The organism is Lacticaseibacillus huelsenbergensis (assembly GCF_029726355.1).
GTDB lineage: Bacteria > Bacillota > Bacilli > Lactobacillales > Lactobacillaceae > Lacticaseibacillus > Lacticaseibacillus casei.
In genome coordinates, this window is the sequence record NZ_CP120687.1 from 2,223,091 (window position 1) to 2,249,814 (window position 26,724).

Here is a 26,724-nt window from a genome sequence, read left to right on the forward strand (position 1 = left end):
GGGGCCCCACAATGCATTTAGTCGAAGCCGTCTTGTTTTTGATGGCGCTGGTCATCGTGTCAAACGTGCTCAGCCACTACATTGTCGCTGTCCCGGTATCTTTGATTCAAGTCGCGCTGGGACTCGGCGCGGCTTTGTTTTTTCATTTAACGATAAACTTAGCGACTGACTGGTTCATGCTCTTGTTCATTGCGCCGCTATTGTATTACGATGGTCGCCATTTCCCGCGGCGAGAGTTGTGGGAATTGCGCGGCCCGATCATCGGCAATGCGATTTTTCTGGTTTTTGCCACAATGCTGGTTGGCGGGTATTTGATTCATTTTCTGATTCCGCCGTTGCCATTACCGGCGAGTTTTGCCTTAGCGGCGATTCTTAGTCCGACTGATCCGATTGCGGTTCAGAGCCTGGCCAAGCGGACTCATCTGCCGAGTGGGGTCTTACACTTGGTCAGCGGTGAAAGCCTGATCAATGATGCCAGTGGCTTGATCGGCTTCAAATATGGCATTGCCGCAACGCTGACCGGGACATTTGCTTTTGGACACGCGGTTCAGGATTTCTTCTATGTGGCGTTAGTTGGCGCAATGGCTGGGCTTGTTTTAATTGGGATCATCAACCTGAGTCGTAACTGGTTATTGCAACAAGGGATCAATGATGTGATTCTGCATACGATTTTGCAGGTGTTAACGCCATTTTTTATTTATTTGATTGTTGACGAATTCATGCACGCTTCCGGCGTAATTGCTGTGGTTGTGGCGGGGTTACTGAGCAATACGCAGCACAATCGGTATGTGGCGGCGTTACCGGAGTTAAGAATCGTCTCGGAGCGAACTTGGGATTTAATTGTGTACACGCTTAACGGGATTATTTTCCTGATCCTGGGCATTGAGCTTCCGGTGGCGATGCGCGATACGATTGCTGATCATGAAGTCAGCACGTTACAGGCACTCGGCTTTGTCGTGTTGGTCTATCTAGGCATTCTGATTCTACGAACCTTATGGATTTATGGCTACATGTTGCTGACAGTGCGGTCAAAAGGCAACCAGCCTTCATGGCGCGCAGCCTTGTTGAGTGGCATTTCAGGAGTTCGCGGTGCCATCACCTTGGTCGGGGTGTTTGCTGTACCGGCTGCACTGGCCAATGGCGATCCGTTCCCTGAGCGCAGCCTGATGTTATTTATTGCGGCAGGCGTTGTGGTGCTGAGTCTGATTGTTGCGATCATAGCCTTGCCGATCGTAACCCGATCTGTCGCACCTTTGCAAACGCGTGGTTCCACCATCGCGGCGACCGATGATGAGACTGAAGCTGATGAGGATCACGCCAATGATGTGCGGATTATTTCGTTGAGTCAGGCACAGATGTTTGTGTACCAAATGGCCGTGCGCCGCGTTGAATCAGAGCGCCGGGAAAATAATCAAAAAGCGGCATTGGATCTCATCGCGGAATATCAAAATCTGATTCGGCGACTGGAACTGGCTGAAGACACCGGTGCCGCGATTCCGCCGCTGGTCCAAGATGAACTTGACCTGCGCAAAGTCGGGGTTCAAGGCGAATTATATGCGTTGGATGATTTGTGGCGCGAAAATAAAATCATGTCAAAAAGTTACGCCAAAGCGCGCAAGCAATTAAAGCACCGAATGGATGATTTGGACTCGATGGCTAAACGCTCAGGACGGCCGACGCTGCGCATGCTTTTTGACCGTTCCGCGTTGCGACTATCACACTTCTGGTACACCGTGGCCAGTGAGCAAAACCGCTCGCATCGCTTCTTTAACGAGAAATTGTTCATTGAAAAAGAAACGGCAAAAGGCGGGTTGAAGTACTTGTCGAAATTTCTCCGGCAAAAAGAAAACAAGGCCCACCATTACAATCGCCAGGTGATTTATTCATTGATTGTCCAGTACCGCAATCGCATCGCCTCGGTCAAGGCGTTGAATACGCATAAATCCACCCAGTACGAACATGAGCTAAGTCGATTGCGTGCCATTGCGTTTGCTGCAGAACGAACAGCTATCCATGATTTGATGGAAAAAGGCTACATCACCATGACGATGGCCCAGCGGCTGAATCAAAATGTCAACTTTACCGAAAATGCGGCGACTCTGACGTCTTTAGAAGAAGTTTGATTCTAGAAGACTGACAAGATTGGTGTGATTCTTGGTTAAGAAACGAATGGCGACATCATGTTTTCTCAAAGGAAAATGTGATGCTGCCATTTTTTTGTGCTGCTAACGATTTGTGGCGGTATTTATTAAATTTTCAGACACGTAGTCTTGCATGAAAAAATATTTCTGCCCATCTCAGTTATAAAAGCTTGCGTTGGTGCATGACATTTGTATAATAGGCAGAGTCAGTAAACTTGAAGTTTAGTTTAACGAAACCTAAAAAGGCGGTGTGCCATGGATATTGGCAGTAAAATTCGTGATCTGCGCATTCGAAAAAACCTGACGCAGGAAGAACTTGGCGAACGGACAGATTTATCGAAAGGGTATATTTCGCAGGTTGAACATGACCAGAGTTCACCGTCACTCGAGACCTTCTTTGATATTCTGAGCGTTTTAGGCGAGTCTCCGGCAGACTTTTTCCGGGAAGAGCCGGTTGATTCGCTGGTTTACCACGAAGAAGATCAGGTCACTTATCTTGATGAAGATAAAGGCTATCAACTGAAATGGCTGGTGCCGGAAAGTAATGAAAATGAGATGGAGCCGGTGATGATCGATTTTGCGCCGGATGGCATTTTCAAAACGTTTGAACCATCCCCGGCCGAGACTTTTGTTTACGTTGTCAGCGGTAAAGTAAAACTGCTGCTGGGCGATCAGGCTTATGTTGCCAAAAAAGGCGAAACCATTTATTTTCATGCGACGAAACAACATCAACTTGTCAACGCAGCAACGGGTCGCAGCAAGTGCCTGCTGGTTGCGACAGCATCTTATCTATAAGGAGTTGGGGTCATTGAGCAACATTATTGTGGAACTGAAGCATGTCGGCAAGCGTTATGGCGACACGCAAGTATTAAAAGATGTCAATATCGAAATCGAACAAGGAAAATTCTATACGCTGCTTGGCCCGTCCGGCTCCGGTAAAACAACGATTCTGCGCGCCATTGCGGGATTTTTGGATGTCTCGGAAGGTGAAGTTCTTTTTGATGGCAAAAAAATAAACGATGTCCCGGCAAATCAACGCAAAGTGAATACCGTTTTTCAGGATTATGCATTGTTTCCGCACCTTAACGTTTTTGACAATGTTGCGTTCGGATTGCGGTTGCATCGCATGAGCAAAGAAACGATTCAGACTAAAGTGACGGATGCGCTTAAAATGGTTCGGCTGCAAGGTTATGCCGACCGGGAGATTTCTGAGCTATCGGGTGGCCAACAGCAACGCGTCGCCATTGCCCGGGCGATTGTCCTTGAGCCGCAAGTGTTGCTTTTGGACGAACCATTGTCAGCACTTGATGCCAAGCTGCGTAAGGATATGCAGTACGAACTGCGCGAATTGCAGGAACGGCTGGGGATCACCTTCTTATTTGTGACCCATGATCAAGAAGAAGCGCTGGCACTGTCGGATGAAATTTTTGTCATGAATGATGGCCAGGTCCAGCAAAGTGGCACGCCGGTCGATATTTACGATGAACCGGTCAATCACTTTGTTGCGGACTTTATTGGCGAAAGTAATATCATCCCAGGCCATATGATTAAGGACTTCCTGGTTGAATTCAATGGTAAGCAGTTTGAATGCGCCGACGCCGGCATGCGGCCAAATGAACCGGTTGAAGTTGTCCTGCGTCCAGAAGATTTGGACATCACGGCAGCCGATGCCGGTAAAGTGAATGTCGAAGTTGATACCCAACTGTTTCGCGGCGATTATTACGAAATTGTCGCGTACGATCAACTGAAAAACGAATGGTTGATTCACTCGACAAATCCGGCAAAAGACGGGGAAACAGTCGGATTAACCTTTGATCCTGAAGATATTCACGTCATGCGGTTGAACGAATCCGAAGAAGAATTCGACGCACGGCTGGAAACCTATGAAGGCGACTGATCCGTGGTAGGGGGATCGGTGTTCTGTCGGCGTTTGTAGTCTGGAAAAACCAACACTTGGCAGGCACCATTAGATTTTGAATCTGAGGAGGGTCATCGTGAAAAAATCCACCACGAATGTTGCATTTTACACGCCTTATGTGATGTGGCTTGCACTGTTTGTCATCGCGCCAATGGTGTTGATCGTCTATCAAAGCTTTTTTGATATCAGCGGCCATTTTACCTTGGCGAATTACCAAACTTATTTTCAATCCGGCACTTATATTATGATGACGATTAATTCGGTTTGGTATGCTTTTTTGATCACCTTTGCCACGTTGCTGATCAGTTATCCGACTGCTTATCTGCTGCATTATGCCAAGCATAAGCAATTGTGGCTATTGCTGATCATTTTACCGACGTGGATCAACTTGTTGCTAAAAGCATATGCGTTCATCGGCATCTTCAGCCAGGACGGCGGGGTTAACAGTTTCTTAGGAATGTTTGGGATTGCGCCGCAACAATTTCTCTTTACTGATTTCAGCTTTATTTTCGTTGCTGCCTACATCGAGATTCCGTTCATGATTCTGCCGATCTTCAATGCGATTGAAGAACTACCGGAAAACCTGGTGAATGCTTCGCAAGATCTAGGGGCAAAAGGCTGGCAGACCTTTACTAAAGTGATTTGGCCGTTGACGATTTCAGGGGTCAAGTCAGGGGTCCAGGCAGTTTTCATTCCCAGTTTAAGCCTGTTCATGTTAACCCGGTTAATTGGCGGGAATCGGGTCATCACCCTTGGTACCGCCATTGAAGAGCATTTTTTGACGACAATGAACTGGGGCATGGGCTCAACGATCGGCGTTGTTTTGATTGTCGCCATGTTTATCATCATGTTCCTGACCGGTGAGCGAAAGAAGAAGGGGGTGCGCCGGCATGAAGCGTAAGTTTAAATGGTCCAACCTTTATCTGATTTTCGTGTTCATCTGTCTGTACGTGCCGATTTTTTATCTTGTGATCTATTCATTTTCGACTGGGGATCGGATGAGCAACTTCTCCGGCTTCACCTGGAAACATTACGCTGAGTTATTTGCGGATACGCGGATGATTCAGATTGTTTTGGATACGTTGCTGGTGGCGTTGCTGTCGAGTTTAATTGCGACGATTATCGGTGCATTGGGCGCGCTGGCCATTGATCGAACCAGCCGTCCCGTGATGAAAAATACGGTCTTGTCACTCAACAACATTCTGATGGTAAGTCCGGATGTTATTATCGGTGCCAGTTTCCTGATTTTTTACACGGCGCTAAAGGTTCCGCTGGGATTCTGGTCAGTGCTGATGAGCCATATCGCCTTTTCTATCCCGATTGTGGTGCTGATGATCCTGCCGCGTCTGCAGGAAATGAGTCACTCCTTGCTGGACGCCGCTCGTGACTTGGGTGCTTCCAACTATCAGGTGCTGACACGCGTGATCGTGCCGTACATCACGCCTGGTATTTTCTCGGGATTCTTTATGGCCTTTACGTACTCGCTGGATGATTTTGCCGTGACCTTCTTCGTCACCGGCAATGGTTTTGAAACGTTGGCTGTCGAGATTTACGCTCGCGCCCGCCAAGGTATCAGCTTGGAAATCAATGCGTTATCCGGGGTCATGTTCGTCTTTGCCTTACTGCTGGTTGTCGGTTACTACTTCCTCCAACGGGCGGGTCAAAGCCGGCGGGCCAAGCACAAGCGAGAAAGCGAGGCGTTGATCAATGAAACGACTCATTAGTATTGCGGTCGCCATCCTGGCCGTCTGCCTGGGATTAGCCGTTTGGAGTCAGGACCTGCAAAAATCCCAAGGCAATACCGGCGACAACACGCTGAATCTTTTCAACTGGGGCGATTATATCGATCCTGCATTAATCAGTAAATTTGAAAAGCAAACCGGCTATCACGTGAATCAGGAAACATTCGATTCCAATGAGGCCATGTTTACCAAAATCCAGCAAGGCGGCACCAGCTACGATTTGACCGTCCCATCGGATTATATGATTGAGAAAATGAAAAAGGCTAATCTGCTATTGCCGCTTGATAAAAGTAAACTGAACGGGATGCAGAATATGGATCCGCGCTTGATTAACAAAGAATTCGATCCGGGCAATAAGTACAGCATTCCCTATTTCTGGGGGACACTGGGGATCATCTATAATGACAAGTTCGTCAAAGCCAGTGAAGTTCAACACTGGAATCAATTATGGAATCCTAAGTTCAAAGATTCGATCATGCTCATCGACTCAGCGCGTGATGTTTTCGCGCCGGCTTTGATCTCAATGGGCCAGTCAGTTAACGAAACCAATCCGCAGACGCTGGCAGTGGCCAAAGCCAAACTCGATCAATTGTCGCCCAACGTCAAGGCAGTTGTCGCCGATGAAATCAAAATGTATATGGCTGAAAACGAAGCTAAAATCGCTGTCGACTGGTCAGGTGAAGCCAGTGAAATGCTGGCCAACAATAAACACCTGCACTATGTCGTTCCGCGAGAAGGCAGCAATCTCTGGTTCGACAACCTGGTCATTCCCAAAACCGCCAAACATTTCAAAGCCATTTACGCCTTTCTAAACTTCATGATGGAGCCCAAAAACGCCGCTCAAAATGCTGAATATGTCGGCTATGCGACGCCAAACGCCGCAGCCAAAAAACTGCTACCAAAAAGGGTCCAAAATGATCGGCAATTCTATCCTGATGACGAGACCATGAAGCACCTTGAGATTTACTCAGACCTTCCGCCGGCGAAAGTTGGGCTCTACAATGATTTATTCTTAGAATTTAAGATGTACCGCCGGTGAGAAACCACATCTAAAACCATCCGCATCAGTTGGGGGAAAGTCCCTGATTGATGCGGATTTTTTGTTTTGAATTTGTGATGGTTTTTATAGTATCAAACAAGCCGCAACCATTAAGCCTCCAAAATGGTGTCAAGTCATCTTAACCAGACAGATTGAAAGAAAGCATACAGTAGTCCCAGGCAGCTCAATCAGGTATGATAGGTTGTATATGAGGTGACCCAAATGAGAAAACATAGTCGGCACAACGAAGGTTTGTGGCTCGATATCATTTGTTGTCTGAGTCTGTGGTTGGCAGTGGTTTGTCTGCTATTAGCAGCTTTGGCAATTAAAGTGAACCGACCTTATATCATCATCATGCTGGCCTTTGGACTTTGCGCACTAGGTGAGACGGTCACGGTTTTTAAAAAGTGGTGATACTGCAGCTGGTCTGTTCCGTTAATCCGGTTGGTGAGGCAATGAGAACACATAGAGTCATTAAAGGCTTACAAACAATGACCAACTAGAAAAGGTCCAAAAGGCATATGTAACACATGTCTTCTGGACCTTTTTTAATTGATTTACAACACACGGGTCGTTAACGAGTAGCGCTTGACGCACGCGCGGTAGCCGTGACTTTTTCACGCGATAAACGCCGGCGATTAAGCCATTTGCGGCCTTCTTCGATTAGGAAGAGGGGAATTGGAATGATTGCCAGGAAAAGCCAGTCGGTCAGTGCTAGCGGTCCGGTGTGGAAGAGATTCTGTAAGAATGGCGTGTAGCTAAGCAATGCTAACAAAAAGATTTCAAAGCCAATACCGAACCAGACCAAATGATTAGTGAACAAACCGACTTTGAAGACCGAAGCATTTTCGGTGCGGCAGTTCATGGCGGCGGCAATCTGGCAGAAGATGATCGCGGCAAGGGTCATGGTCGTGGCCATGACGTAGGTTGAGCCGCTGGTTGCCAGGCCGCGTAACGGCCAGCCGTTTAGATGGTTGACGAAGAAGTAAGCGCCGCTGGAAATGATGGATGCAATTAAGCCATACCAGGCAAACGCCTTCCATAAAACAGTGCGGTTCATAAGGTGAGCATCACGTGCGCGTGGCGGTTTATCCATAATGCCAGGCTCGGCTTTTTCCGATCCTAATCCCAGTGCCGGCATCATGTCTGTTCCGAGGTCGACTGTCAGGATTTGCATGACAGTCAACGGTAACGGGATGGCACCGCGCGAGAAGAGGAAGAGCGCAGATGGTACCGCTTCTGGCAGGTTGGAGTTCAAAATGTAAACCAAGAACTTTTGAATGTTGCTGTAAACGGTACGACCTTCTTCGATGGCGGCAACAATAGAGGCAAAGTTGTCGTCGGTAAGAATCATGTCGGCAGCATCTTTGGCCACATCCGTTCCGGTGACGCCCATGGCAACGCCAATGTCTGCTTTTTTCAACGCAGGCGCATCGTTCACGCCGTCACCGGTGGATGCAACGATTTCGCCCATCGTTTGCAGAGTGGAAACGATCTTATATTTTTGTTCAGGCGCCACTCGGGCAAAAATAATTTCGCCTGCCAGTGCCTGCTTGAGCTCGTCTTGGCTCATGGCATCGAGTTCACTGCCGGTGACGACACGCGCTTTGTCGGACGTCAAACCAATTTTAACGGCAATAGACTTCGCAGTTAACGAGGAGTCACCGGTCACCATGATGATTTTGATGCTGGCCCGATGGCATTTCTCGATGGCATCGTAAATTTCCGGACGCGGTGGATCGGACATGATGGCCAAGCCGACAAAGGTAAGCTTGGTTTCGGCCGTCTCAATCGTGAGGTTGTCGAGCTGACTTTGTTTATCGGCTTCTTGAGGAACTTCACGATAAGCAGTCGCAATTGAGCGAAGGCCTAGAGAAGCATACTTGCGGTTGGCAGCATCGATCGCGTCCTTGTCTGCTGCGGTTAAAGGCCGGACTTTGCCGTTTTCCTGAATGGTATCGCAGTGCGGCAGTAAATCGCTGAGAGAGCCTTTGGTACAGATGGACAGCGTGTGATCATCGTGCTGGTGGATGGTGGTCATCCGTTTACGATCGGAGTCGAAGGGGAGCTCTTTAAGCCGCGGGTATTTTTTGGTATAAGCATTCACGTCAATTCCGGATTTTTGCGCCAGGATTACAAGTGAAGCTTCCGTTGGCGTCCCCAGAATCTTCGGTCGCGCTTGGCCTTTTGCCGGTTCGACTTCGGTGTCGTTGTTGAATGCAACCAGACGAATGAGCAGATCCAAGTCAGGATCGCTGCCGTATTGAACTGGTTTGCCGTCTAACTCAATATGGCCATTATTGACATAGCCTTGGCCACTCACGGTATAAGTATGTGACCGGGTCCAAATATGATCGACTGTCATCTGGTTTTGGGTCAGCGTACCGGTTTTATCCGAGCAGATCACCGTTGTTTCACCCAACGTTTCAACACTGTTCAAGTCTTTGAGTAAGGCGTGTTTCTTGGCCATGCGCTGCACGCCTTGGGCTAGCGAAAGCGTCACCGTTGGCAGTAGGCCCTCGGGGATGAACGCGACAATCATGCCTAACGCGAAAATAAAGCTTTGAGCGACTGGATAATGAACGAAGAAGATGGCAGCCACAAAGAAAAGAACGCCTAAGCTGATGGCAATGAGCGAAATCTGTTTTGTGAGACGATTAAGCTCTAACTGCAGCGGGCTTAGGCTGCGTTTTTGTTGTTGAGTCAACGCGGCGATTCGCCCGAACTCGGTTTTCATGCCAGTCGCAAAAGCAATGGCAGTTGCGGTCCCGGCGCCAACCGTGGTGCCGGCATAGACAAGATTGGATTCAGCGAATTCGCCTTGGCCAGCATTATAGTCAACCTTTTTGGATTCGGGGACGGATTCACCGGTGAGGGCACTTTGATCGACTTGGACGGAAGTGGCCTTAATCAGGCGGGCATCAACCGGTACGGCATTGCCGGCTTGCAGGTTGAAGACGTCGCCTGGCACGATTTGGGTAGCGTTGACTTGTTGCAGTTTGCCATCCCGGTAGACTTGCGTATAAGTCGGCAACATTTTCATGAGTGAGTCCGTTGCCTTTTGGGCTTCATGTTCCTGCCAGTAACTGAAAATACCATTAATAACATTGACCAGCCAGATGGCAATACCTAGCTCAAGGGTGCCGGATAGGATTGCAACAAACCCGCTCACCCAGAGTAGAATCGCCATGACACTGGTAAAGTTCTTAAGAAAGACTAGTAACTGGGATTTTTGCTTTTCACGGGTAATCGTGTTTTCACCATATTTGGCAAGACGCGCAGCCGCTTCTTTTTGACTTAATCCAGTTGACGTTGTGTGCAAGTCGTTCAGTAAATCCGCAACCGATTCAGTTGCAAACTTGCGCCGCGTCTCCTTTTCACTTTTCATGACTCAAGCACGGCTCCTTTTTTAAAACGTTTAAATACATTCTAACGTTCTGTGGGTTGTAAAACACCCAAAACTATTGAATTTGGGTGATTAAAATTTAGCGATTTATAGCTGGTATATCTGGTTTTATCAGGCATGTAACCCGCGTTCCAGAAATGCGACGGCCTCGGAAACCGCAGTCTCAAGGTCAAAATCAGATTGCATCTCCAAGATAACTGGCAGCAGGTAACTTAAAATGGTACCGAAAAGATAGCGAAGGATGCGAGTCAGCGGCCAGTTAACAAGTGCACCTTCCTGCTGATAGAAGGCGAGCAGTTGGACGGCCTTGTCTATGAATTGCTTTTGAAACTTTTCCGCCAGTGCCTGGCTTAGCGCCGCATCTTGCAAAAGAGTGGCGGCCAGTATCCGAAGTTGCGCCTGATTCTCAATGGCAAAGGCCATGCGATTATGCACGATGAAGGTTAGAAACGTATGCAGATCAGGTAGTTGTTGCTCGCCGATTTCATGAATGAACTCAGTGAATGCGTTCGGGATAACTTGTTGGATCATGGGCGCGAGTAACGCTTGGCGGATGCCTTCTTTGGTTTTGAACTGCTTATAAACCGTTCCTTCGCTAACGCCTGCCAGGTGGGCGATATCTTTTGTGCTGGTACGATCGAATCCTTTTTCCGAAAAAAGGCTCAGACTCGCTTTCAAAACTGCTTGTTGCTTGGCTGACAACTGGCTTTCAGCAAGCGATGAGGAGAATAGATCCGTCAGATTATGCGGCTGCACGATCATTCACTTCCTTCTTTAGTCAGATTTGTTTAAACCTGTCGATAATGCCGCATGGTGACAAGATTCAGGCTTAAAAATAGTAAGAAGAAGCCTAGGAGGGCAATGACGTCCGGATACAACACACTTAATGACTGGCCTTTTGCAATAATGCCGGTTAACGCATCGGCACCGTAATAAAGCGGCATTAAGCGGGCAATCGGTTGCAACCAGCCAAGCATTTGATTCACAGGAATCAGCCCGGTAAAGAAAATTTGCGGGACGACAACCAATGGGATGAACTGTAACATTTGAAATTCCGTATTGGCAAACGTTGAAATCAGTAAACCAAGCGAAAGCGCCGTGATTGCCAGTAATAAGTTGATTAGAAAAATTGCGGCAATGCTTCCGAGAATTTGGATTTTAAAGACGAACAAAGCATAGCCGACAATCAAGATTGTTTGAATCACAGCAAAAATACCATAGCCCAATAAATAGCCACTAATAATTTCTCCTCGCCGCACAGGAGTTGCCAGTAATCGGTCAAGCGTTCCGGTTGTGCGTTCACGTAATAGCGCGATGCCGGAAATCAAGAAAACAAAGAAGAAAACGATGAAGCCAATCAGAATCGGCAGTAAGGTGTCAAAGTAAGTCGAATTAGCCGATCCGTAACGATAATGAGTTGCGATTCGGTAGTGAGTAGCAGTTGACGCCGGTTGGGACCCTGCTACCTGTGCAGTTCCACGCGTGGAATGTTGTAACGCTGATGCCAGTTTTTGTAAAGCGGTTGCTTGATTTTTAATCGTAGTAGCAGCTGCCTGCATTTTAAGCTTGATGGTTGCCGCCTGTAAGCCCTGTTTCAAGAGGGCACTTTTCCCTTGATCGGCATTGGCGAGTAATAGTGTCAGTTTGTCGCCTTTCTGAGTCAGGATGCCAGCATAATCGTGATCTTTGATAAGCATGGTCAGATCTTCATTGCCGACATGGTGGAGCCGGATTCGATCCGTATCCAAGGCCTGAACCACAGATGTATCTACACCGTGTATCCCTAAGTCGGCTTTTGTATTTGTGTTGGATTGGAAAAGGAAAAAGATTAACGTCATGATAAACAATGGCGCAATGAACATCAGTGCCAGTGTCCGTTTATCGCGAATCATTTCTTTGAAAATACGACTGATCAATGCATTAACGCGCATCTTGCTGCCTCCCTGCGGCCAAAAAGACCGCTTCGATCGAATCTGTGTGATAGGTTGCTTTGAGTTGGTCAGGGGTGCCTTGGGCGATGGCTTTTCCGTTGCGGATCATCATGAGCAGATCGGCTTCTTCAGCATCGGCCATGACATGGGTCGTTAAAATAATCGTGACGCCTTGATCGCTAGCTAATCTGTGTAATTCCTGCCAGATTTTGCGCCGTAATTCAGGATCAATGCCAATGGTCGGTTCGTCCAGAATCAGAAGCGGCGGTTTGCTAATTAACGCGATGGCAAGCGATAAACGCCGCTTCATGCCGCCAGAATAAGTTTTGACGCTTTGATCAAGCGCTGATTGCAAGTTAACGACATGCGCAGCGTAGCGTAATTGTTCAGCCATTTGCGTCTGCTTGACGCCTTGCATTTTGGCAAAAAAAGTGAGATTTTCTGCGCCGGTCAGGCTTTCGTAAAGGGCGTCAGTCTGAGCCATGAATCCGATCCGCGCTAGCAGCAAGCGATTGGGGACAGGCCGGTTAAAAACCAGTACCTGACCGGATCGGGGACGTATCATACCCATAATAGTTCGGATCAAGGTCGTTTTGCCCGCACCGCTTGGGCCGATTAAAGCCAGGATCTGACCAGGGTTTAAGGTGAGATCAATGTCACTAAGGACGATTTTTTGACCGTAACCTTGCTGCAGGGCGATCACTTGGACAACGGGTTCTCTTGACATATTTTAGCCGCTTTCTTTTTAAATGTAGTGAGTACTCACTCACTTGCTATTATCACGACTTTTGCCAAAAAAGCAAGCTTATTTTTTTGCGATCAACGCCGCAGCACCGCTTCATTCGGTTCAGCGCCCGCCGTTTAGGCATCTCGTGGTATAATTATTCAGAAGTTTGATTTCAAACCACAATGGAGGAACGCGGATGCGCACCTATCTCGCAAATTTATTAACTTGGTCCACTCTTATCAATCTGGTTGACATCCTCGTCGTCTGGTACGTCATTTATCGGTTGATCATGCTGGTTCGCGGCACCAAAGCCGTGCAGCTGCTTAAAGGTGTTTTTGTCATTGCGGCCATCAAGATCATTTCCTGGTTTTTGCAACTCAAAACGGTTGGCTACCTGACAGATTTGGTCATTACCTGGAGTGTGCCGGCGCTGGTCATTATTTTTCAACCGGAAATTCGCCGCGGCCTAGAGCATCTTGGACGTGGATCGTTGATTTTCCGCTCAAACAATAACCAACATGAAGCCGAAACGCGTATGGTCAAAGAGCTGGATAAGGCGATTCAGTACATGAGCAAACGCCGCATCGGTGCTCTGATTACCATTCAAAAAAATACCGGCCTTGAGGATTACATCGAGACTGGTATTCCACTGGATGCGGATATTAGTGGCGAGTTGTTGATCAACATTTTTATTCCTAACACGCCGTTGCATGACGGGGCGGTCATCATTCGCAACAATCGAATTGCGGTGGCCGCGGCTTATTTGCCGTTGTCGGACAGTAACCTGATTCCCAAGGAACTGGGTACCCGTCATCGGGCAGCTGTCGGGATCAGTGAAGTGACCGATGCCTTGACGATTGTTGTGTCTGAGGAAACCGGTGAAGTCACGATTACGAACAATAATAATTTGATTCGTAACCTGACGCGTGAGGATTACATGAAGTTCTTGACGGCTCAGTTAGTACCAAAAGAAGAGGCACCCAATCCAAATCCGGTTGTCAGTTTCTTTTCGCGGCTTTTTAGTCAACGCAAAAAGAAGGAGGGCAAGCAATGAATCGCTTATGGGATAAGCCATGGGTTAATCGGTTGTTAGCCTTGCTTCTCGCGATCGGGTTGTTCGCTTATGTCAACGTTGAGAGTATCAACAATACGCGGCAGAATGCCAACGATGATACAACCTTGGTAGCGAACAAGACTCAGACCGTGAAAGTACCGTTGCAGGTTAACGCCAATACTGACAAGTATTTCATCACTGGGTACCCATCAAAAGTATCGGTTGCACTGACAGGAACGGCTTCTTTAGTGACCATGACCGCCAATACCCAGAATTTTCGGGTGGTTGCTGATTTAACCAATTTAGGGGTTGGCAAGCATCGCGTTCATTTGAAGGCGGAAGGTTTGAACAAAGATTTGAGCTACTCGATTTCGCCTAAATCAGTGACTGTCGACATCCAGGTGCGGGACAATAAGACCATGCCGATTCAGGTTCGCTATAATAAGGCCAGCATCGCTTCCGGTTATGCAGCAGGTGATCCTAAGCTTTCGGCGCGAACCGTTGAAGTGACGGGTGCACGCTCCGTGATTGACTCGATTGCCCAGGTCGTTGCCAATGTTTCGTTGGCGCACAATACCCGCAAGACCGTTGACCAGGAAGTGCTATTGCAAGCGTTGGATGATAATGGCAATACTATGAATGTGGTGCTATCACCGCAAACCGTGCATGTCACGTTACCGATTTCCCAACCCAGTAAAAAAGTAAATATTGAGTTGAAGCAAACCGGCAATGCGGCAAGCGGGCATACGTACGCCTTGTCGTCAGACACAAAACAGGTTACCGTATATGGAGACCAGCAAAGTCTGGATAAGTTGAGTAAATTGACCGTTCCTGTTGATATCAGTGGCATCACTTCGACAACAACGCGGACGTTCAACGTAACAGATCTCAACGACAGTATTTCTGCGGCTGATCCAAAAACCATTAAGGTGACGGTGAGTGTTGGCAACACAGGGACTGGTAATGGTGGTGGTAATGACGATGATGATGTGGGCACTAACGCTAACGCTGGCACGTCAACCGCTTCATCGAATTCATCCAGTGCCAGTAGTTCTCAATCAAGTTCATCAAGCGAAAGCACATCAGCAAGTGAAAAATAACCACTGGAAGAAATGAGGAAAAATTAAGATGACAAAGTATTTTGGTACCGATGGTGTTCGTGGCATTGCTAATAAGGAATTGAGCCCAGAAATGGCGTTTCGACTCGGTCGCACAGGCGGCTATGTGCTGACTCAGCACAAAGAGGATGCCAGTCATCGGCCATTGGTTCTGGTTGCGCGCGATACCCGGATTTCCGGTCAGATGTTAGCAGATGCTTTGATTGCCGGATTACTGTCGGTTGGCATTGAAGTGCTGGATCTTGGCGTTATCACAACACCGGCAGTTGCTTACCTAATTAAAATTCAAGGGGCCGATGCCGGGATTCAGATTTCGGCTTCACATAATCCGGTTGCCGACAATGGTATCAAGTTCTTTGGCGCAGACGGTTACAAGCTTTCTGACGAAACGGAAGAAGAAATTGAAGCTTTGTTAGATGCACCGGAAGATAACCTGCCGCGTCCGGCTGCAGAGGGACTGGGAACCGTTGACGATTATCCTGAAGGTGCGCTCAAGTATACGCAATTTTTGGAGCAGACACTCTCGGATGACTTAAGTGGCATTCATGTTTGTTTAGACGGTGCTAATGGTGCTACCAGTGGTTTGGTTAGCCGGATTTTTGCCGATCTTGACACGGACTTCGATACGATGGCAACCAGCCCGGACGGCTTAAATATCAACGCTGACGTAGGTTCAACGCATCCGCAAGCGTTGGCCAAGTTTGTCGTTGAAAAAGGTGCCGATGTCGGCCTGGCCTTTGACGGCGACGGTGATCGCTGCATTGCTGTTGATGAAGAAGGCAACATTGTCGATGGCGATAAGATCATGTTCATTCTAGGCAGCTATATGAAATCACAAGGCCGGTTGAAACAAGATACGGTTGTCACCACGGTGATGAGCAACCTCGGTTTGTATAAGGCATTGGAAGCCAATGGCATGAAGTCTGTTCAGACCGCGGTTGGCGACCGGCATGTGGTGGAGGCCATGCGTAAAGATGGCTATAACATCGGTGGCGAACAATCCGGCCATATCATTTTGTTTGATTATCACAATACCGGAGATGGCATGTTGACGGGTATCCACTTGCTAAATGTCATGAAGAAGACGGGCAAGAAACTGTCCGAGCTGGCAGCCCCGGTTCAGGATTATCCTCAGAAACTGGTTAACGTCAAAGTTGCCGACAAGGATAATTGGCAAGCCTATCCGGAAATTCAAGAAGCTATCGATACGGTTGAAAAAGAAATGGCTGGCGATGGCCGTGTGCTCGTGCGCCCTTCAGGTACGGAACCATTGCTTCGGGTCATGGCTGAAGCCAAAACCGAAGACCTAGTATCGCGTTATGTCGATCAGATTGTCGCAGTCGTTAAGCGCGAGATGGGCAGTCAAAAAGATTAAGATTCATATAAATTACATGAGAGTTTAACCAAAAAAGCTACTGAGGAAAAATCTCGGCGGCTTTTTTGTTGCAGTGTTTATGGTAAATCTGAAGCAATCAAACCTTGAATTTTCAAGGTTGATCGCGTTTTCGGGATATAGATATAGACCAATGATCTTACGAAAAGTATACCATTGAAAATTTAGTATTGACATACTGCCGCTTAAAACATATAGTTAGCTTTGTTTTTAGCGATACCAATAAAAAAATCTGTCTAAACCAATTTGTAGACATTAGGAAAAGGATGTTGACTATGTGTGGAATCGTTGGTGTTATCGGTAAGAAAAATGCAACCCAAATCTTGCTTAAAGGGCTCGAGAAGCTGGAATATCGGGGGTATGATTCAGCTGGCATTTATGTAAACGATCAAGCCGGTCATGACCATCTGATCAAGCGGGTTGGCCATATTTCTAATTTGGAAAAAGCAGTGACACCGGATGTTCAGGGCGTCATGGGGATTGGTCATACACGCTGGGCAACAAACGGTGGGCCGACCGAAGCCAATGCACATCCGCAGGTTTCTAATGACGAACGCTTCTATCTGGTGCATAACGGGGTTGTGACCAACGCCAATGACCTGAAGCAGCAATACCTTCAAGACATCGAACTGCATAGTGACACAGATACTGAAGTTGTGGTACAGCTGATTGCCTTGTTTGCCCGTCAAGGCCTGTCTGCCAAAGAGGCGTTGCGCAAGATATTGAAGTTAATTCAAGGCTCATACGCTTTTTCCATGGTTGATCGCCTGGATCCAACCGTGCTGTATGTGGCTAAGAACAAGAGCCCGCTTTTGATCGGTCGGGGCAAGGGCTTCAACGTTGTGGCTTCCGATGCGTTGGCTATGCTGAGCGAAACCGACCAATTTGTTGAACTCAAGGATCAGGAAATTGTGACGCTGACGGCTGATACCATTCACATCGAAACACTTGATGGCAAAGTCGAAGAACGTAAGCCATTTACGGTTAAAGTTGATGACGGTGAGGTTTCCAAAGGCACGTACCCATTCTTCATGCTCAAGGAAATTGACGAGCAGCCAATTGTAATGCGCCGTTTGGTTGAAAAATATACCGATGATCAACATCATGTGGTGATTCCAGAAGACCTGATGAAGGCTTTACAGCAAGCCGATCGTCTATATATTGTTGCAGCCGGCACCAGTTATCATGCCGGGTTAGTCGGTGCCCCGTTGTTTGAACAGCTGGCAGGCATCCCGGCTGAAGTACACGTTGCTTCGGAGTTTGCTTATCATCAGCCGTTATTGTCCAAGCATCCGCTGTTTATTTTCCTAACCCAAAGCGGCGAGACAGCTGATATTCGTCAGGTGTTGGTTGAAGTTAAGAAGCAAGGTTATCAGACACTCACCATTACCAATGTCGGTAGTTCAACCCTTGCCCGTGAAGCAACATTTACCTTGTTGCTGCATGGTGGTCCGGAAATTGCGGTGGCTTCGACCAAAGCCTACACCGCCCAAATTGCCGTTGAAGCATTGGTTGCCAAGGCCGTTGGGGAAGCTAAGGGTCTGCAAGCAGCTAAGGACTTTGACGTCATTCACCAACTGGGTTTGGCAGCAACGGGTCAGCAAGCCTTGATTGATCAAAAAGATCGCATCCACGAACTGGCGACGGATATGTTCAAAACCACACGCAACGCCTTTTATATCGGACGCGGCGGCGACTATTACGCCAGCCTGGAAGCGGCGTTGAAGCTCAAGGAAATCAGCTACGTGCAGGCAGAAGGTTTTGCTGCTGGTGAGTTGAAACATGGCACCATTGCGTTGATCGAAAAGGATACGCCGGTTGTCGCCATCATTTCCGATCCGGTGACAGCTGCCCGCACACGCAGTAATGCCGATGAAGTTCAGGCCCGTGGTGCTAAAGTCTTGCACATTGCGATGGCTGGTCAGGCACAAAAGGGTGACCAGATTATTGTGGACGACATCGATCCACTGCTGGCACCACTGGTTACCATCATTCCGGCGCAATTGCTGGCATACTTCACAAGTGCCGATCGCGGCTATGACGTTGATCGTCCGCGTAACTTGGCAAAGTCTGTTACGGTCGAATAAGACGCGTATTGATGGAAAAGTAAATGTTAATCTTAAAACGGTGATATTGCCCACTAAAAAGCCTGTTTGCTGGCATTTTAGCAAACAGACTTTTTGTCTCATCAGAATCTTTACGTTAAGAAGAAATGGGCAGCAATTATTTTAAGTAATCCTCGCTCAACTGCATAAACTGTTGCGCATCCTTGGCGGCTAGGTCGATGCCTTGCTGCCAAAATGCCGGTTGCGTCAGATCCACACCGAGATGCTTTTTGGCCAGTTCCTCTGTCGACATGTTGGCCGTGTCCCGCAGCAGTGCGATGTAATCATCTTCAAAGTTTGCGGTTTGTTGCGCCTTGGCGTAAATACCGCTAGAGAACAGGTAGCCAAACGTATACGGGAAGTTATAAAACGGCGGATTGTCAAAATAGAAGTGTAGTTTGTCCGCCCAGTACATTGGGTCAAATGAACTCAACCCGCCAGCATAGGCTTTTTGCTGGGCCTCGGTCATCAGTTCCTTTAGGCGCGGCACGCTGACAATGCCGTGTTCCCGTTCTTGATAGAAGCTGTCTTCAAACAGGAAGCGGGCGTGGATGTTCAACAGCATGGCTATTGGATTGGTCATTTTGGCATCAAGTAGGTTAAGCTTTTCTGCGGGATCGGTGGCGGCTTTGACAGTCGCATCGGCCACGATTAATTCAGCAAACGTCGAAGCAGTTTCGGCAACGTTCATGGCATAATCTTGACGCAGAACCGGCATGTCTTTCAAAATATCACTGTGGAAGGCGTGGCCTAGTTCGTGGGCGATGGTTGAAACGCCAGATGCCGAGCCGTCAAAAGTCATGAAAATTCGGCTTTCTTTAACATCCGGCACACTGGTCATATAGCCACCGGCGCGTTTGCCTGGCCGATCTTCGGCTTCAATCCAGCCGTTTTCGAAGGCGTGTTTGGCGAAAGCGGCCATTTTTGGTGAGAACTTGGCAAAATTGCTGACAATGAATTCGGCAGCTTCGTCAAAGGTGTATGTTTTTGGCTTAAAATCGCCAACGATAACCGGCGCCCACTGATCATACCAAGTCATGGTTGGCTGGCCGGTTAGTTGGGCCTTGCGGGTGAGGTAGGCGGCAAATGGTGCCTTATTCGCGCTGATGGTGTGCCACATTTGATCTAATGTGGCCCGTTGCATGCGGTTATATTGAAGCGGTTTGTAAAGATAATCCGGATAATGATGCAAGCGGTAATCAGTTAACCGGAATCCGGCAATGTGATTGAGCGTTTCGGCAAACAAACTGGCGTGATCGTTCCAGACATGTTCCCAAACGTTGAAAACGTCCCGTCGCACTTTAGGATCAGGTGCACCTTCAAACTTGTTCTGCGTCTGGCCGGCACTCAGTTCGGTTGTTTTCCCGTTTTCAACAACTGGAAACTTAAGACTGCCGCTTAAAGTGGTGTAATGGTCACTCCAACCGGTGTATCCATCAACTGCCAGGTCATTGATCATGGTTTCGGTTTGGTCATCAAGCAGGTCCTTGGCTTGGTCGCGCATTTCAGCGAGCCCGAAGCGACTTTCCGCTAAAGTACCGGTTGCCGTCAGTTGATCGAACGCGGCTTGTGGCATGGCGGCTAATTTTTTGGTGAGTGGATTATTGATATTTTGAAAGCGTGTCTCGAGCGTGGTGAGCCGACCTTGTAATGGGCCGGTTTTTAAATTGGCCGTATCGGCGCTGGCAATCATTTCAACAAAGCTGCCAGTGGTGCCTAGGCCTTTGCTAATATCTTCAAACAGTTGCCAAAAAGTTTTGAAATCGGTAAACTCAGGAGCGTCATCGCTAGGCGACCAAGCAGCCACTTGGGTTTCCAGTTGCGGCAGTTCGTCTGCTACCTGTTGGATTCGGGCGGCGAGTTGTGGTGAGTCGATGCCACCGGGGAAGATTGAATCGAGATTCCAGTTAATCGGGTAAGACATATCAGCACTTCCTTTCGAAATACGTTCATTATACAGTAGATGAGAAAATTATGAGTGAAAGTAGGTCAAGTTTGTGCATTCTTTTAAACGCCATTGGGGACTTTGGTTAACCGCAGCACTTTTATTTATTTTATTTGTGAGCTCAAGTATGACTTATAAAGAGCAGACAACCGTGCCACTCATGGAACGGTTGTTGCAAAGCGAACCATTTAAACCATTTCTGAGCACGATTCATTTTGATTATGCCGGTGAAACGCAATCGGTAGCAAAGGTAGGCTACTTTAAATTTGTCGAGTTCTTTATTCGCAAAGGCGCGCACGTCACGATCTTTTTCCTTTTGGGGCTAGGCTTAACCCAAGGAACATTTATGTATCAAAAGAATCGGTGGCTTCACTGGCCACTGGTAACGTTGAGCTGTACCGGGATTGCCGCGTTTGATGAATTCCACCAGATGTTGACAGGCGGCCGGACGCCGTTGTTTCAGGATGTGATGCTGGATACGGTGGCAGCAGCCATTGCCGTGACCGTGATGTGGGGATGGCTGTGGTGGCGGCGGAAGCGACGTTGAATAACGGTTCATTCTTTGCTATAATTTTAACGATTCGTATGCATCTATACTTATGAAAAGAGGGTTTATCATGTCAGGACATTCCAAATGGCATAACATCCAAGGCCGTAAGAACGCTCAGGATGCTAAGCGTGGTAAGATTTTCCAGAAATTATCACGTGAATTATACATGGCAGCAAAGCAAGGTGGTCCTGACCCCAGTGGTAACCCATCCCTCCGTTTGGTCATGGACAAAGCCAAAGCTGCCAACATGCCTAAAGACAACATCAAACGGGCGTTAGATAAAGCGAGCGATCGCGATGCAGCTAATTATGATGAAGTGACTTATGAAGGCTATGGTCCGGGTGGCGTTGCGATTCTGGTCGAAGCTTTAACCGATAACCGTAATCGGACTTCCAGTTCCGTGCGGGTTGCAATTACCCGTCACGGCGGCAATATGGCGGCAGCTGGTGCGGTTTCCTATATGTTCGATCGCAAGGGCTATCTGGTTATTTCCCGCGAAGATTTTGACGTTGACGAAGACCAGATGCTGGAAGATGCGCTTGAAGCCGGTGCCGAAGATATGCAGACGTCGGATGAAGCCTTTGAAATTTATACCGACCCTAAAGAATTCGCGCAGGTTCGTGATGCGTTAGAAGAAAAGGGTTATAAATTCGTGCAAAATGAATTAACCATGGTGCCGCAAAACCTGACACCGATTCCTAAGGACAAAGTTGAACAGTTCCAGGCGATGATTGACCAACTGGAAGACGATGACGATGTTCAGGAAGTCTACACAGCCGGCGACTGGCCAGACGACTAAATGATTTATTAGAACATGTTTGAAAAGGCAATGCAGATGCGTTGTCTTTTTTATTTTGCCCAAAAAGCGGCAGCAAAGGGAGTTCCCCCGTGAATTGCGAACTCTTTTAGTGTAGGGGGGGAAAGGCATGCAATCAGTGAATGAATTGTTGACGAGTGCGTTAGCAAAAGGCGCCAGTGATATCTATTATTTGCCGAGTGCACAGGGGTATCTTGTTCGACTTCGACTACCTACAGGACTGATGACCCTGGCAAAACGGGAGGCGCGTTTAGGGCAACAGGAGATTAATTATCTGAAGTTCATGGCGGGGATGAACGTGGCAGAACATCGGCGCGTTCAATTGGGTGCGTTCTATCAAGAAGCGCCGTCTGTCTTTCTGCGACTGAGTTCGGTAGCGGACTATCGCGGCCGTGAATCGTTGGTCGTGCGGTTAATCAGCGGCATTCCAGATGCGGACGGCGCCCGACAACTCTTGGATCGGTTGATGAGCATTTTGTTGCAGCGACGCGGGATGTTGACGCTGGCCGGGCCAACCGGATCAGGTAAAACAACGCTACTTTATCAATTAGCTACGCGGTTGGCGGAGTCGCGAATGGTGTTGTCGATAGAAGATCCCGTTGAAATCAATCAACCTCAATTTCTTCAGCTTCAGGTGAATCCGGAAGCAGAGATGAGCTACCCGCAGTTGCTAAAGGCGGCCTTGCGGCATCGACCCGATGTCTTATTGATCGGAGAAATTCGTGATCGGCAAACCGCACAAAGTGCCTGTGAAGCAGCCATTAGCGGTCATATTGTGTTGGCAACGGTTCATGCACGCTCGGCTGGGGACACGCCATTGCGTTTGACGAGTTTCGGCCTATCTGAAGAATTGGTTGCTGCCGCGTTGACTGCCAGTGCGGCAATTACGTTGCGCTATCGTCCGGTGATTCACCCGGTGGCAGAACTGGTTGTTTTTGAACGCTCGTCGCAAAGCCAAGCACAAGAGGTGGTTTCATGAAGGTGCCGTTAATTGCCCAAGAGCGTTTTTGTCGCCAGAGTGCTGCGTTAATCACAGCTGGGTTTAGTTTGCCAGATGTTTTTGCTTACCTGCGCGTCAGTTCGCCAAAATACCGGATTGTTTGGGAACGGATTGAAGCGGAACTGGCTAACGGAATTGCCTTTTCAGAAGCGGTCGCGCACCAAGAGCTGGCACCGATACTTTTTCAACAGTTACAGTTGGCACAGATTCACGGTGATTTGGCTAAGGCGCTAACAGTAGCAGGCGACTATCTTGGCTTACGCGTGCGCAATCGGCAGAAAATGACCCAACTGCTTGTTTATCCGTGTCTGTTATTGGCCATGTTGATGGTCTTACAGGTTGTGGTGGTGTTTGGCGTGCTACCGGCCTTGTCTTTGCCGAGATCGGAATTGGTATTGGTTCAGTTAGGTGGTCTCGCTGTTCTGATCGGGCTTTGCGTGCTGATTTATTTGGTTTGGCGCCGTTTAACCCCGCTTAAGCGTCTCTTGGTTCTACAAAAAGTGCCGGGAATGCGGCAGGTTCTGCGGATGTATTATCAGTTTCAATTTACTTCCGGAGCGGCTCAATTTTTGTTGGCAGGAGCTGATATTTCTGATTTTTGTCGGCATTTAGCGACGCTAGAAGGGCCACTGGGGAATTTAGGCAGTCGGATTCAGGCGAAAGTTCAACGTGGACAGGAATTGACTGAGGCGCTCCAGGAACCTTTTGTCCCAGATGAAGTCGCGCGTTTATTAACGATGGGACAGTCACGACATCTGGTGGCGGAAGGCCTCAAGCTATTCGGAGAGCAACTATTTTTTAATTTGCAGCGCCAATTGGAGAAATTAGTTAATTTGATCCAACCGCTTTTGTTTTTGTTAATCGGCGGCGAGATTTTACTGGTTTATTTGCAGATCTTATTACCACTCTATCAATCCTTAGGAGGTGTTTGAACATGCGACGGAAAAAGTTACGGGCATTCACGCTCATCGAAGTCGTAGCAGCTTTAGGTGTGATTATTTTGTTAACGTTGGCACTGGTCTTGACGATTCAAGGACAGATGAAACGCGTTGATACGCAAAATCTGAAAGCCACGGTTGCGACCGTCAATACGCAGTTGGAAATGACTTACAACGAGCCTGATCAAGGGGGCGTTGATTTTAGCTCTGCTGATCAATTGGTCAAAAAAGACGTGATTTCGCAAAGTCAGGCCGATGCGCTTAAAAAAGGCGGCTATAAACTAACATCCGGTTCGCCGCCAAAATTCGCTAAATGAAACGGTTAAGTGGATTTACCATGATCGAGATCGTTGCGGTGATGTTTATTTTGACGGCATTAGCTTTGGTAGCGGTGCCGGTTGGACGAGGGGTCCTGACGCATCGGCAGGAGCGAGAGTTTATGGAGACGCTCATCGAAGAGTGGGAAATGTTGAAGATGAAGGCAAGGAGCGATCACAAAAACGGCGATATGTACGTAAAAGGTTCAAAAAGACAGGTGGAGTTTGCAACGATTGACGGTAAATTTCGAGTATTAAAATTTCCTTCTTCTTTGACATATGACGGTTCGTCAACAATTTCTTGTAACCCAAGGGGGAAAATCACTCAAGCTGGTTCGCTAAATTTTAAATACGCTGAAAAACGATTTTGGAGAGTGAGTTTTCAACTAGGATGGGGGCGAGGCGTATTCGTCAAAAACTGAGCGGTGTTTTGCTAGTTGAACACTTGGCTGCTTTGGGGGTGGTTTTAATTGCAGCAAGCTGGCTAACGCTTTTAATTCGAACATATCAGCGGGTTGTGATTCCAGCCCGCCAGGAAACGACGGCTTATTATGCAGCACGAATTGCGTTGGTTCGATTACCATCACCAGGTGGAAGAACCGAGGTCAAAGTAGGGCCTGATGTGTGGCAGGTGGAGTTGCGCGAGAAGGGGGTCCGCGTTCATGACAACAAGAAAGGGAAGACTTTCTCATTTACCCCTTGAAGCTTTTAGTTTGGTCGAGGTTGTCATCGGACTGGGATTGATGATGGTAGTTCTGTTGCTTTGGCGACCGCTTTTAACTGGGATTCAACGTTTTACCCAACAAGACCAATATTTAATTCAAGCTTTACAAGCAGAGCAAGATTTACAAGCAGATGTGTACGCTCATAAAATGAAACAACTCGAGCTGAAGGATAATCGCGTGCGCCTGCAAGGACAGGATGGTGCCGAAACCAAGATATATGCATATGAGTTTTATGCCAAACGTGGTAAAGAAGGCATTATTCGATCTAGGACGAATGATGATGGGCACGTACCTTTATTTATGCAAGTTAAGTCAGCAAAGTTTCAAGCTGCTCCACAGGGCTTCTTGTATACCTTACGATTAAAGTCAGCTCAACCATTTGAAGGTGGGGTGTTTTTGGAGCCATGAAGCTACGTGGAAGTGTGTTTGTCAACACGTTGATTTTATTTGCTGTTTTTCTAACCCTGACTGTTGGCTTGTTCGAACAGTTCAAACTATGGCAGCAGCGGTATCAAGTAATCGCAAAAGTCGAAAAAGCTCAATTTGAAGCGGCGTATTCTCGTTGGAGGCAACAAGGCGAAGTCACGAGTCAGGCGGCGGAAGAAGCACTGGCCACTCAAACTGTGCCATGGAGTGACACCACCGAACCAAATACATCAACAAACGAAGCGTCACAACCTTCAGAAATCAAGGCTTCCAAGGCAGAGATGCTTGAATAAGCTTTTATCAATCAGTACACTAAAAGACAAGGCGGCGTCTAAGAGTCTTGGAAGATTTCGTATAGGTACACGTCTTGGCTGACAGAGTAATGAGGAGGCACTGGTTTGGCAAACGAACATCTTGAAAAGCTTTACCATGTTTTAGATGACAGCACGACAATCTTGAATCAGCAGTTGAAAACATCCTTTATTGCGGCGATTACCGAGGCCGGAGAGGATCTTGACTCAGGTGAGGTGATGCAGGAAGATGGTTTGCCTAATGATGAGGCAAAAAAGAAGCTAACTGCGCTGTTTGATCAAATTAAGCTGGCTACCTACGAGCCGGAAGAAATTCGTCAGGCGTTACAGTTGGTTTTGGTGAAGGCCATCAAAGTCGATGGGATTGAGCCGAACAAGCAAATAACGCCGGATGCGATGGCTAGTCTGGCAACGTTTATGGTCACTATCTTTATTCAACAACATCCCGATCAACTGCGGGTTGCTGATTTGGCTGTTGGCACCGGAAATTTGTTGTTTGCGGTCATGAATCAGCTTCACAAGGCTTGGAATGTCGAAGTCAAAGGCTTTGGCGTTGATAATGATGAGGCGTTGCTGGCAGTAGCAGGAATGAGTAGCAGTCTTCAACACTTAGACGTTGATTTATTTCATCAAGATGCTTTGGACAATCTTTTGTTTAAAGATGCTGACGTGGTGGTTTCAGATTTGCCAGTGGGCTATTACCCGGTTGATGAACGCGCTAAAAAGTTTGCGACTGTCACCAAGAAAGGCCATTCTTATGCGCACCACTTGTTAATTGAACAAAGCATGAACGTCCTGAAGCCGGGCGGATTAGGCATGTTTTATGTGCCTAGTCAGGTGTTTCGCTCTAAAGAGGCAGAAGGCTTAACCAAATGGCTGGCAAAGGCCATGTATTTTCAGGGCTTGTTAAACTTGCCGGATGACTTTTTTGCTGATAAGAATGCGGAAAAGAGCCTGTTGATTTTGCAAAAGCCAAGTCCAGACGTCAAACGTGCTAAGCAGGTCTTGCTTGGGCAATTTCCGGACCTCAATGATCGTGACGCATTTGCGGCCTTCATTGCTAAGGTCAAAGATTGGGCGGCAGCCAATATTGTGTTGTAAATAACGTTGCATTAGAAGCG

26 protein-coding genes are annotated in these 26,724 nt (G+C 47.8%); 21 read left to right on the forward strand and 5 right to left on the reverse strand.

Features of this window, described 5'->3' with window-relative positions:
* Nucleotides 1-11: 11 nt before the first annotated feature.
* The 7 genes from LHUE1_RS10265 to LHUE1_RS14385 all read left to right on the forward strand — a co-directional run bounded on the left by LHUE1_RS10265 (nt 12) and on the right by LHUE1_RS14385 (nt 7,254).
* Nucleotides 12-2,123, forward strand: a complete 2,112-nt coding sequence (locus LHUE1_RS10265) for a cation:proton antiporter (RefSeq protein ID WP_049169927.1) — start codon at nt 12-14, stop codon at nt 2,121-2,123.
* A 273-nt stretch (nt 2,124-2,396) separates the two neighbouring features.
* Nucleotides 2,397-2,936 (forward strand): helix-turn-helix domain-containing protein, encoded by a 540-nt coding sequence (locus LHUE1_RS10270; RefSeq protein WP_010489279.1) that lies wholly within the window; start codon nt 2,397-2,399, stop codon nt 2,934-2,936.
* Nucleotides 2,937-2,949: 13 nt separating this feature from the next.
* Nucleotides 2,950-4,038, forward strand: a complete 1,089-nt coding sequence (locus LHUE1_RS10275) for an ABC transporter ATP-binding protein (protein ID WP_010489277.1) — start codon at nt 2,950-2,952, stop codon at nt 4,036-4,038.
* Between the two features lie 97 nt (nt 4,039-4,135).
* The gene (locus tag LHUE1_RS10280; RefSeq protein WP_080978109.1) at nt 4,136-4,960 is read left to right on the forward strand and encodes an ABC transporter permease; all 825 of its coding nucleotides are present in this window, start codon (nt 4,136-4,138) and stop codon (nt 4,958-4,960) included.
* Entirely contained in the window at nt 4,950-5,783 is an 834-nt protein-coding gene (locus tag LHUE1_RS10285) for an ABC transporter permease (protein ID WP_010489273.1), read from the forward strand. The genes LHUE1_RS10280 and LHUE1_RS10285 overlap by 11 nt, the downstream gene beginning before the upstream one ends.
* Nucleotides 5,767-6,840, forward strand: coding sequence for an ABC transporter substrate-binding protein (locus tag LHUE1_RS10290; RefSeq protein WP_049169930.1), 1,074 nt, complete (start codon nt 5,767-5,769; stop codon nt 6,838-6,840). Before LHUE1_RS10285 ends, LHUE1_RS10290 begins: the two co-directional genes overlap by 17 nt.
* A gap of 222 nt (nt 6,841-7,062) precedes the next feature.
* Complete coding sequence (locus LHUE1_RS14385) at nt 7,063-7,254, forward strand: hypothetical protein (protein WP_010489269.1); 192 nt, start codon at nt 7,063-7,065, stop codon at nt 7,252-7,254.
* A gap of 160 nt (nt 7,255-7,414) precedes the next feature.
* On the opposite strand, the gene LHUE1_RS10295 is transcribed toward LHUE1_RS14385, so the two are convergent.
* The 4 genes from LHUE1_RS10295 to LHUE1_RS10310 form a co-directional block, all read right to left on the reverse strand.
* Nucleotides 7,415-10,228 carry a cation-translocating P-type ATPase gene (locus tag LHUE1_RS10295; RefSeq protein WP_049169932.1) on the reverse strand — a complete coding sequence of 938 codons (2,814 nt, stop codon included), beginning with the start codon at nt 10,226-10,228 and terminating at the stop codon, nt 7,415-7,417.
* Nucleotides 10,229-10,357: 129 nt separating this feature from the next.
* Nucleotides 10,358-11,008 carry a TetR/AcrR family transcriptional regulator gene (locus LHUE1_RS10300; protein WP_152902737.1) on the reverse strand — a complete coding sequence of 217 codons (651 nt, stop codon included), beginning with the start codon at nt 11,006-11,008 and terminating at the stop codon, nt 10,358-10,360.
* Between the two features lie 26 nt (nt 11,009-11,034).
* Nucleotides 11,035-12,177: an ABC transporter permease gene (locus tag LHUE1_RS10305; RefSeq protein ID WP_049169933.1), complete on the reverse strand. Its 1,143-nt coding sequence runs from the start codon at nt 12,175-12,177 to the stop codon at nt 11,035-11,037.
* Nucleotides 12,167-12,904: an ABC transporter ATP-binding protein gene (locus tag LHUE1_RS10310; protein WP_049169935.1), complete on the reverse strand. Its 738-nt coding sequence runs from the start codon at nt 12,902-12,904 to the stop codon at nt 12,167-12,169. The genes LHUE1_RS10305 and LHUE1_RS10310 overlap by 11 nt, the downstream gene beginning before the upstream one ends.
* 196 nt (nt 12,905-13,100) lie before the next feature.
* On the opposite strand from LHUE1_RS10310, the gene cdaA reads away from it, so the two are divergent.
* The 4 genes from cdaA (at nt 13,101) to glmS (ending at nt 18,556) form a co-directional block, all read left to right on the forward strand.
* Complete coding sequence (gene cdaA, locus LHUE1_RS10315; protein WP_010489262.1) at nt 13,101-13,958, forward strand: diadenylate cyclase CdaA; 858 nt, start codon at nt 13,101-13,103, stop codon at nt 13,956-13,958.
* A complete protein-coding gene (locus LHUE1_RS10320; RefSeq protein WP_025013546.1) occupies nt 13,955-15,058 on the forward strand; it encodes a CdaR family protein in 1,104 nt (367 codons plus the stop codon). Before cdaA ends, LHUE1_RS10320 begins: the two co-directional genes overlap by 4 nt.
* Before the next feature lie 28 nt (nt 15,059-15,086).
* Nucleotides 15,087-16,451: a phosphoglucosamine mutase gene (gene glmM, locus LHUE1_RS10325; protein ID WP_049169938.1), complete on the forward strand. Its 1,365-nt coding sequence runs from the start codon at nt 15,087-15,089 to the stop codon at nt 16,449-16,451.
* Between the two features lie 293 nt (nt 16,452-16,744).
* Nucleotides 16,745-18,556 carry a glutamine--fructose-6-phosphate transaminase (isomerizing) gene (glmS, locus tag LHUE1_RS10330; protein ID WP_277848324.1) on the forward strand — a complete coding sequence of 604 codons (1,812 nt, stop codon included), beginning with the start codon at nt 16,745-16,747 and terminating at the stop codon, nt 18,554-18,556.
* Between the two features lie 136 nt (nt 18,557-18,692).
* Here the strand turns inward: glmS and LHUE1_RS10335 are convergent, their stop codons facing one another.
* On the reverse strand, nt 18,693-20,498 hold the full coding sequence (locus tag LHUE1_RS10335; RefSeq protein WP_277848325.1) for a M3 family oligoendopeptidase: 1,806 nt from the start codon (nt 20,496-20,498) through the stop codon (nt 18,693-18,695).
* 73 nt (nt 20,499-20,571) lie between these two features.
* Here LHUE1_RS10335 and LHUE1_RS10340 point away from each other — a divergent pair, with 73 nt between their 5' ends.
* From LHUE1_RS10340 to LHUE1_RS10380, 10 genes are all read left to right on the forward strand, one after another.
* Entirely contained in the window at nt 20,572-21,066 is a 495-nt protein-coding gene (locus tag LHUE1_RS10340; protein WP_049169944.1) for a VanZ family protein, read from the forward strand.
* Between the two features lie 70 nt (nt 21,067-21,136).
* Complete coding sequence (locus LHUE1_RS10345) at nt 21,137-21,868, forward strand: YebC/PmpR family DNA-binding transcriptional regulator (RefSeq protein ID WP_049169945.1); 732 nt, start codon at nt 21,137-21,139, stop codon at nt 21,866-21,868.
* Between the two features lie 127 nt (nt 21,869-21,995).
* The gene (locus LHUE1_RS10350) at nt 21,996-22,865 is read left to right on the forward strand and encodes an ATPase, T2SS/T4P/T4SS family (RefSeq protein ID WP_049169946.1); all 870 of its coding nucleotides are present in this window, start codon (nt 21,996-21,998) and stop codon (nt 22,863-22,865) included.
* Nucleotides 22,862-23,818 carry a type II secretion system F family protein gene (locus LHUE1_RS10355; protein WP_277848326.1) on the forward strand — a complete coding sequence of 319 codons (957 nt, stop codon included), beginning with the start codon at nt 22,862-22,864 and terminating at the stop codon, nt 23,816-23,818. The genes LHUE1_RS10350 and LHUE1_RS10355 overlap by 4 nt, the downstream gene beginning before the upstream one ends.
* Nucleotides 23,819-23,820: 2 nt before the next feature.
* Entirely contained in the window at nt 23,821-24,141 is a 321-nt protein-coding gene (locus LHUE1_RS10360) for a type II secretion system protein (RefSeq protein ID WP_049169949.1), read from the forward strand.
* Nucleotides 24,142-24,161: 20 nt separating this feature from the next.
* Nucleotides 24,162-24,563: a type II secretion system protein gene (locus tag LHUE1_RS10365; RefSeq protein WP_241484811.1), complete on the forward strand. Its 402-nt coding sequence runs from the start codon at nt 24,162-24,164 to the stop codon at nt 24,561-24,563.
* A gap of 38 nt (nt 24,564-24,601) precedes the next feature.
* Nucleotides 24,602-24,844: a hypothetical protein gene (locus tag LHUE1_RS14335; RefSeq protein WP_368659753.1), complete on the forward strand. Its 243-nt coding sequence runs from the start codon at nt 24,602-24,604 to the stop codon at nt 24,842-24,844.
* Nucleotides 24,804-25,274, forward strand: coding sequence for a ComGF family competence protein (locus LHUE1_RS10370; protein ID WP_049169951.1), 471 nt, complete (start codon nt 24,804-24,806; stop codon nt 25,272-25,274). Before LHUE1_RS14335 ends, LHUE1_RS10370 begins: the two co-directional genes overlap by 41 nt.
* Nucleotides 25,271-25,585, forward strand: a complete 315-nt coding sequence (locus LHUE1_RS10375; protein WP_049169952.1) for a hypothetical protein — start codon at nt 25,271-25,273, stop codon at nt 25,583-25,585. Before LHUE1_RS10370 ends, LHUE1_RS10375 begins: the two co-directional genes overlap by 4 nt.
* A gap of 105 nt (nt 25,586-25,690) precedes the next feature.
* On the forward strand, nt 25,691-26,704 hold the full coding sequence (locus tag LHUE1_RS10380; protein ID WP_049169954.1) for a class I SAM-dependent methyltransferase: 1,014 nt from the start codon (nt 25,691-25,693) through the stop codon (nt 26,702-26,704).
* Nucleotides 26,705-26,724: the final 20 nt, after the last annotated feature.

What these genes read in the sequence shown, in the direction of transcription:
- LHUE1_RS10310 (WP_049169935.1), bottom strand. Translation starts at nt 12,904, where the DNA reads ATGTCAAGAGAACCCGTTGTCCAAGTGATCGCCCTGCAGCAAGGTTAC.
- LHUE1_RS10360 (WP_049169949.1), top strand. Translation starts at nt 23,821, where the DNA reads ATGCGACGGAAAAAGTTACGGGCATTCACGCTCATCGAAGTCGTAGCA.
- LHUE1_RS14385 (WP_010489269.1), top strand. Translation starts at nt 7,063, where the DNA reads ATGAGAAAACATAGTCGGCACAACGAAGGTTTGTGGCTCGATATCATT.
- cdaA (WP_010489262.1), top strand. Translation starts at nt 13,101, where the DNA reads ATGCGCACCTATCTCGCAAATTTATTAACTTGGTCCACTCTTATCAAT.
- LHUE1_RS10370 (WP_049169951.1), top strand. Translation starts at nt 24,804, where the DNA reads ATGACAACAAGAAAGGGAAGACTTTCTCATTTACCCCTTGAAGCTTTT.
- LHUE1_RS10270 (WP_010489279.1), top strand. Translation starts at nt 2,397, where the DNA reads ATGGATATTGGCAGTAAAATTCGTGATCTGCGCATTCGAAAAAACCTG.
- LHUE1_RS10300 (WP_152902737.1), bottom strand. Translation starts at nt 11,008, where the DNA reads ATGATCGTGCAGCCGCATAATCTGACGGATCTATTCTCCTCATCGCTT.
- glmM (WP_049169938.1), top strand. Translation starts at nt 15,087, where the DNA reads ATGACAAAGTATTTTGGTACCGATGGTGTTCGTGGCATTGCTAATAAG.
- LHUE1_RS10305 (WP_049169933.1), bottom strand. Translation starts at nt 12,177, where the DNA reads ATGCGCGTTAATGCATTGATCAGTCGTATTTTCAAAGAAATGATTCGC.
- LHUE1_RS10285 (WP_010489273.1), top strand. Translation starts at nt 4,950, where the DNA reads ATGAAGCGTAAGTTTAAATGGTCCAACCTTTATCTGATTTTCGTGTTC.
- glmS (WP_277848324.1), top strand. Translation starts at nt 16,745, where the DNA reads ATGTGTGGAATCGTTGGTGTTATCGGTAAGAAAAATGCAACCCAAATC.
- LHUE1_RS10375 (WP_049169952.1), top strand. Translation starts at nt 25,271, where the DNA reads ATGAAGCTACGTGGAAGTGTGTTTGTCAACACGTTGATTTTATTTGCT.
- LHUE1_RS10295 (WP_049169932.1), bottom strand. Translation starts at nt 10,228, where the DNA reads ATGAAAAGTGAAAAGGAGACGCGGCGCAAGTTTGCAACTGAATCGGTT.
- LHUE1_RS10345 (WP_049169945.1), top strand. Translation starts at nt 21,137, where the DNA reads ATGTCAGGACATTCCAAATGGCATAACATCCAAGGCCGTAAGAACGCT.
- LHUE1_RS10265 (WP_049169927.1), top strand. Translation starts at nt 12, where the DNA reads ATGCATTTAGTCGAAGCCGTCTTGTTTTTGATGGCGCTGGTCATCGTG.
- LHUE1_RS10365 (WP_241484811.1), top strand. Translation starts at nt 24,162, where the DNA reads ATGATCGAGATCGTTGCGGTGATGTTTATTTTGACGGCATTAGCTTTG.
- LHUE1_RS10355 (WP_277848326.1), top strand. Translation starts at nt 22,862, where the DNA reads ATGAAGGTGCCGTTAATTGCCCAAGAGCGTTTTTGTCGCCAGAGTGCT.
- LHUE1_RS10335 (WP_277848325.1), bottom strand. Translation starts at nt 20,498, where the DNA reads ATGTCTTACCCGATTAACTGGAATCTCGATTCAATCTTCCCCGGTGGC.
- LHUE1_RS10320 (WP_025013546.1), top strand. Translation starts at nt 13,955, where the DNA reads ATGAATCGCTTATGGGATAAGCCATGGGTTAATCGGTTGTTAGCCTTG.
- LHUE1_RS10290 (WP_049169930.1), top strand. Translation starts at nt 5,767, where the DNA reads ATGAAACGACTCATTAGTATTGCGGTCGCCATCCTGGCCGTCTGCCTG.
- LHUE1_RS10350 (WP_049169946.1), top strand. Translation starts at nt 21,996, where the DNA reads ATGCAATCAGTGAATGAATTGTTGACGAGTGCGTTAGCAAAAGGCGCC.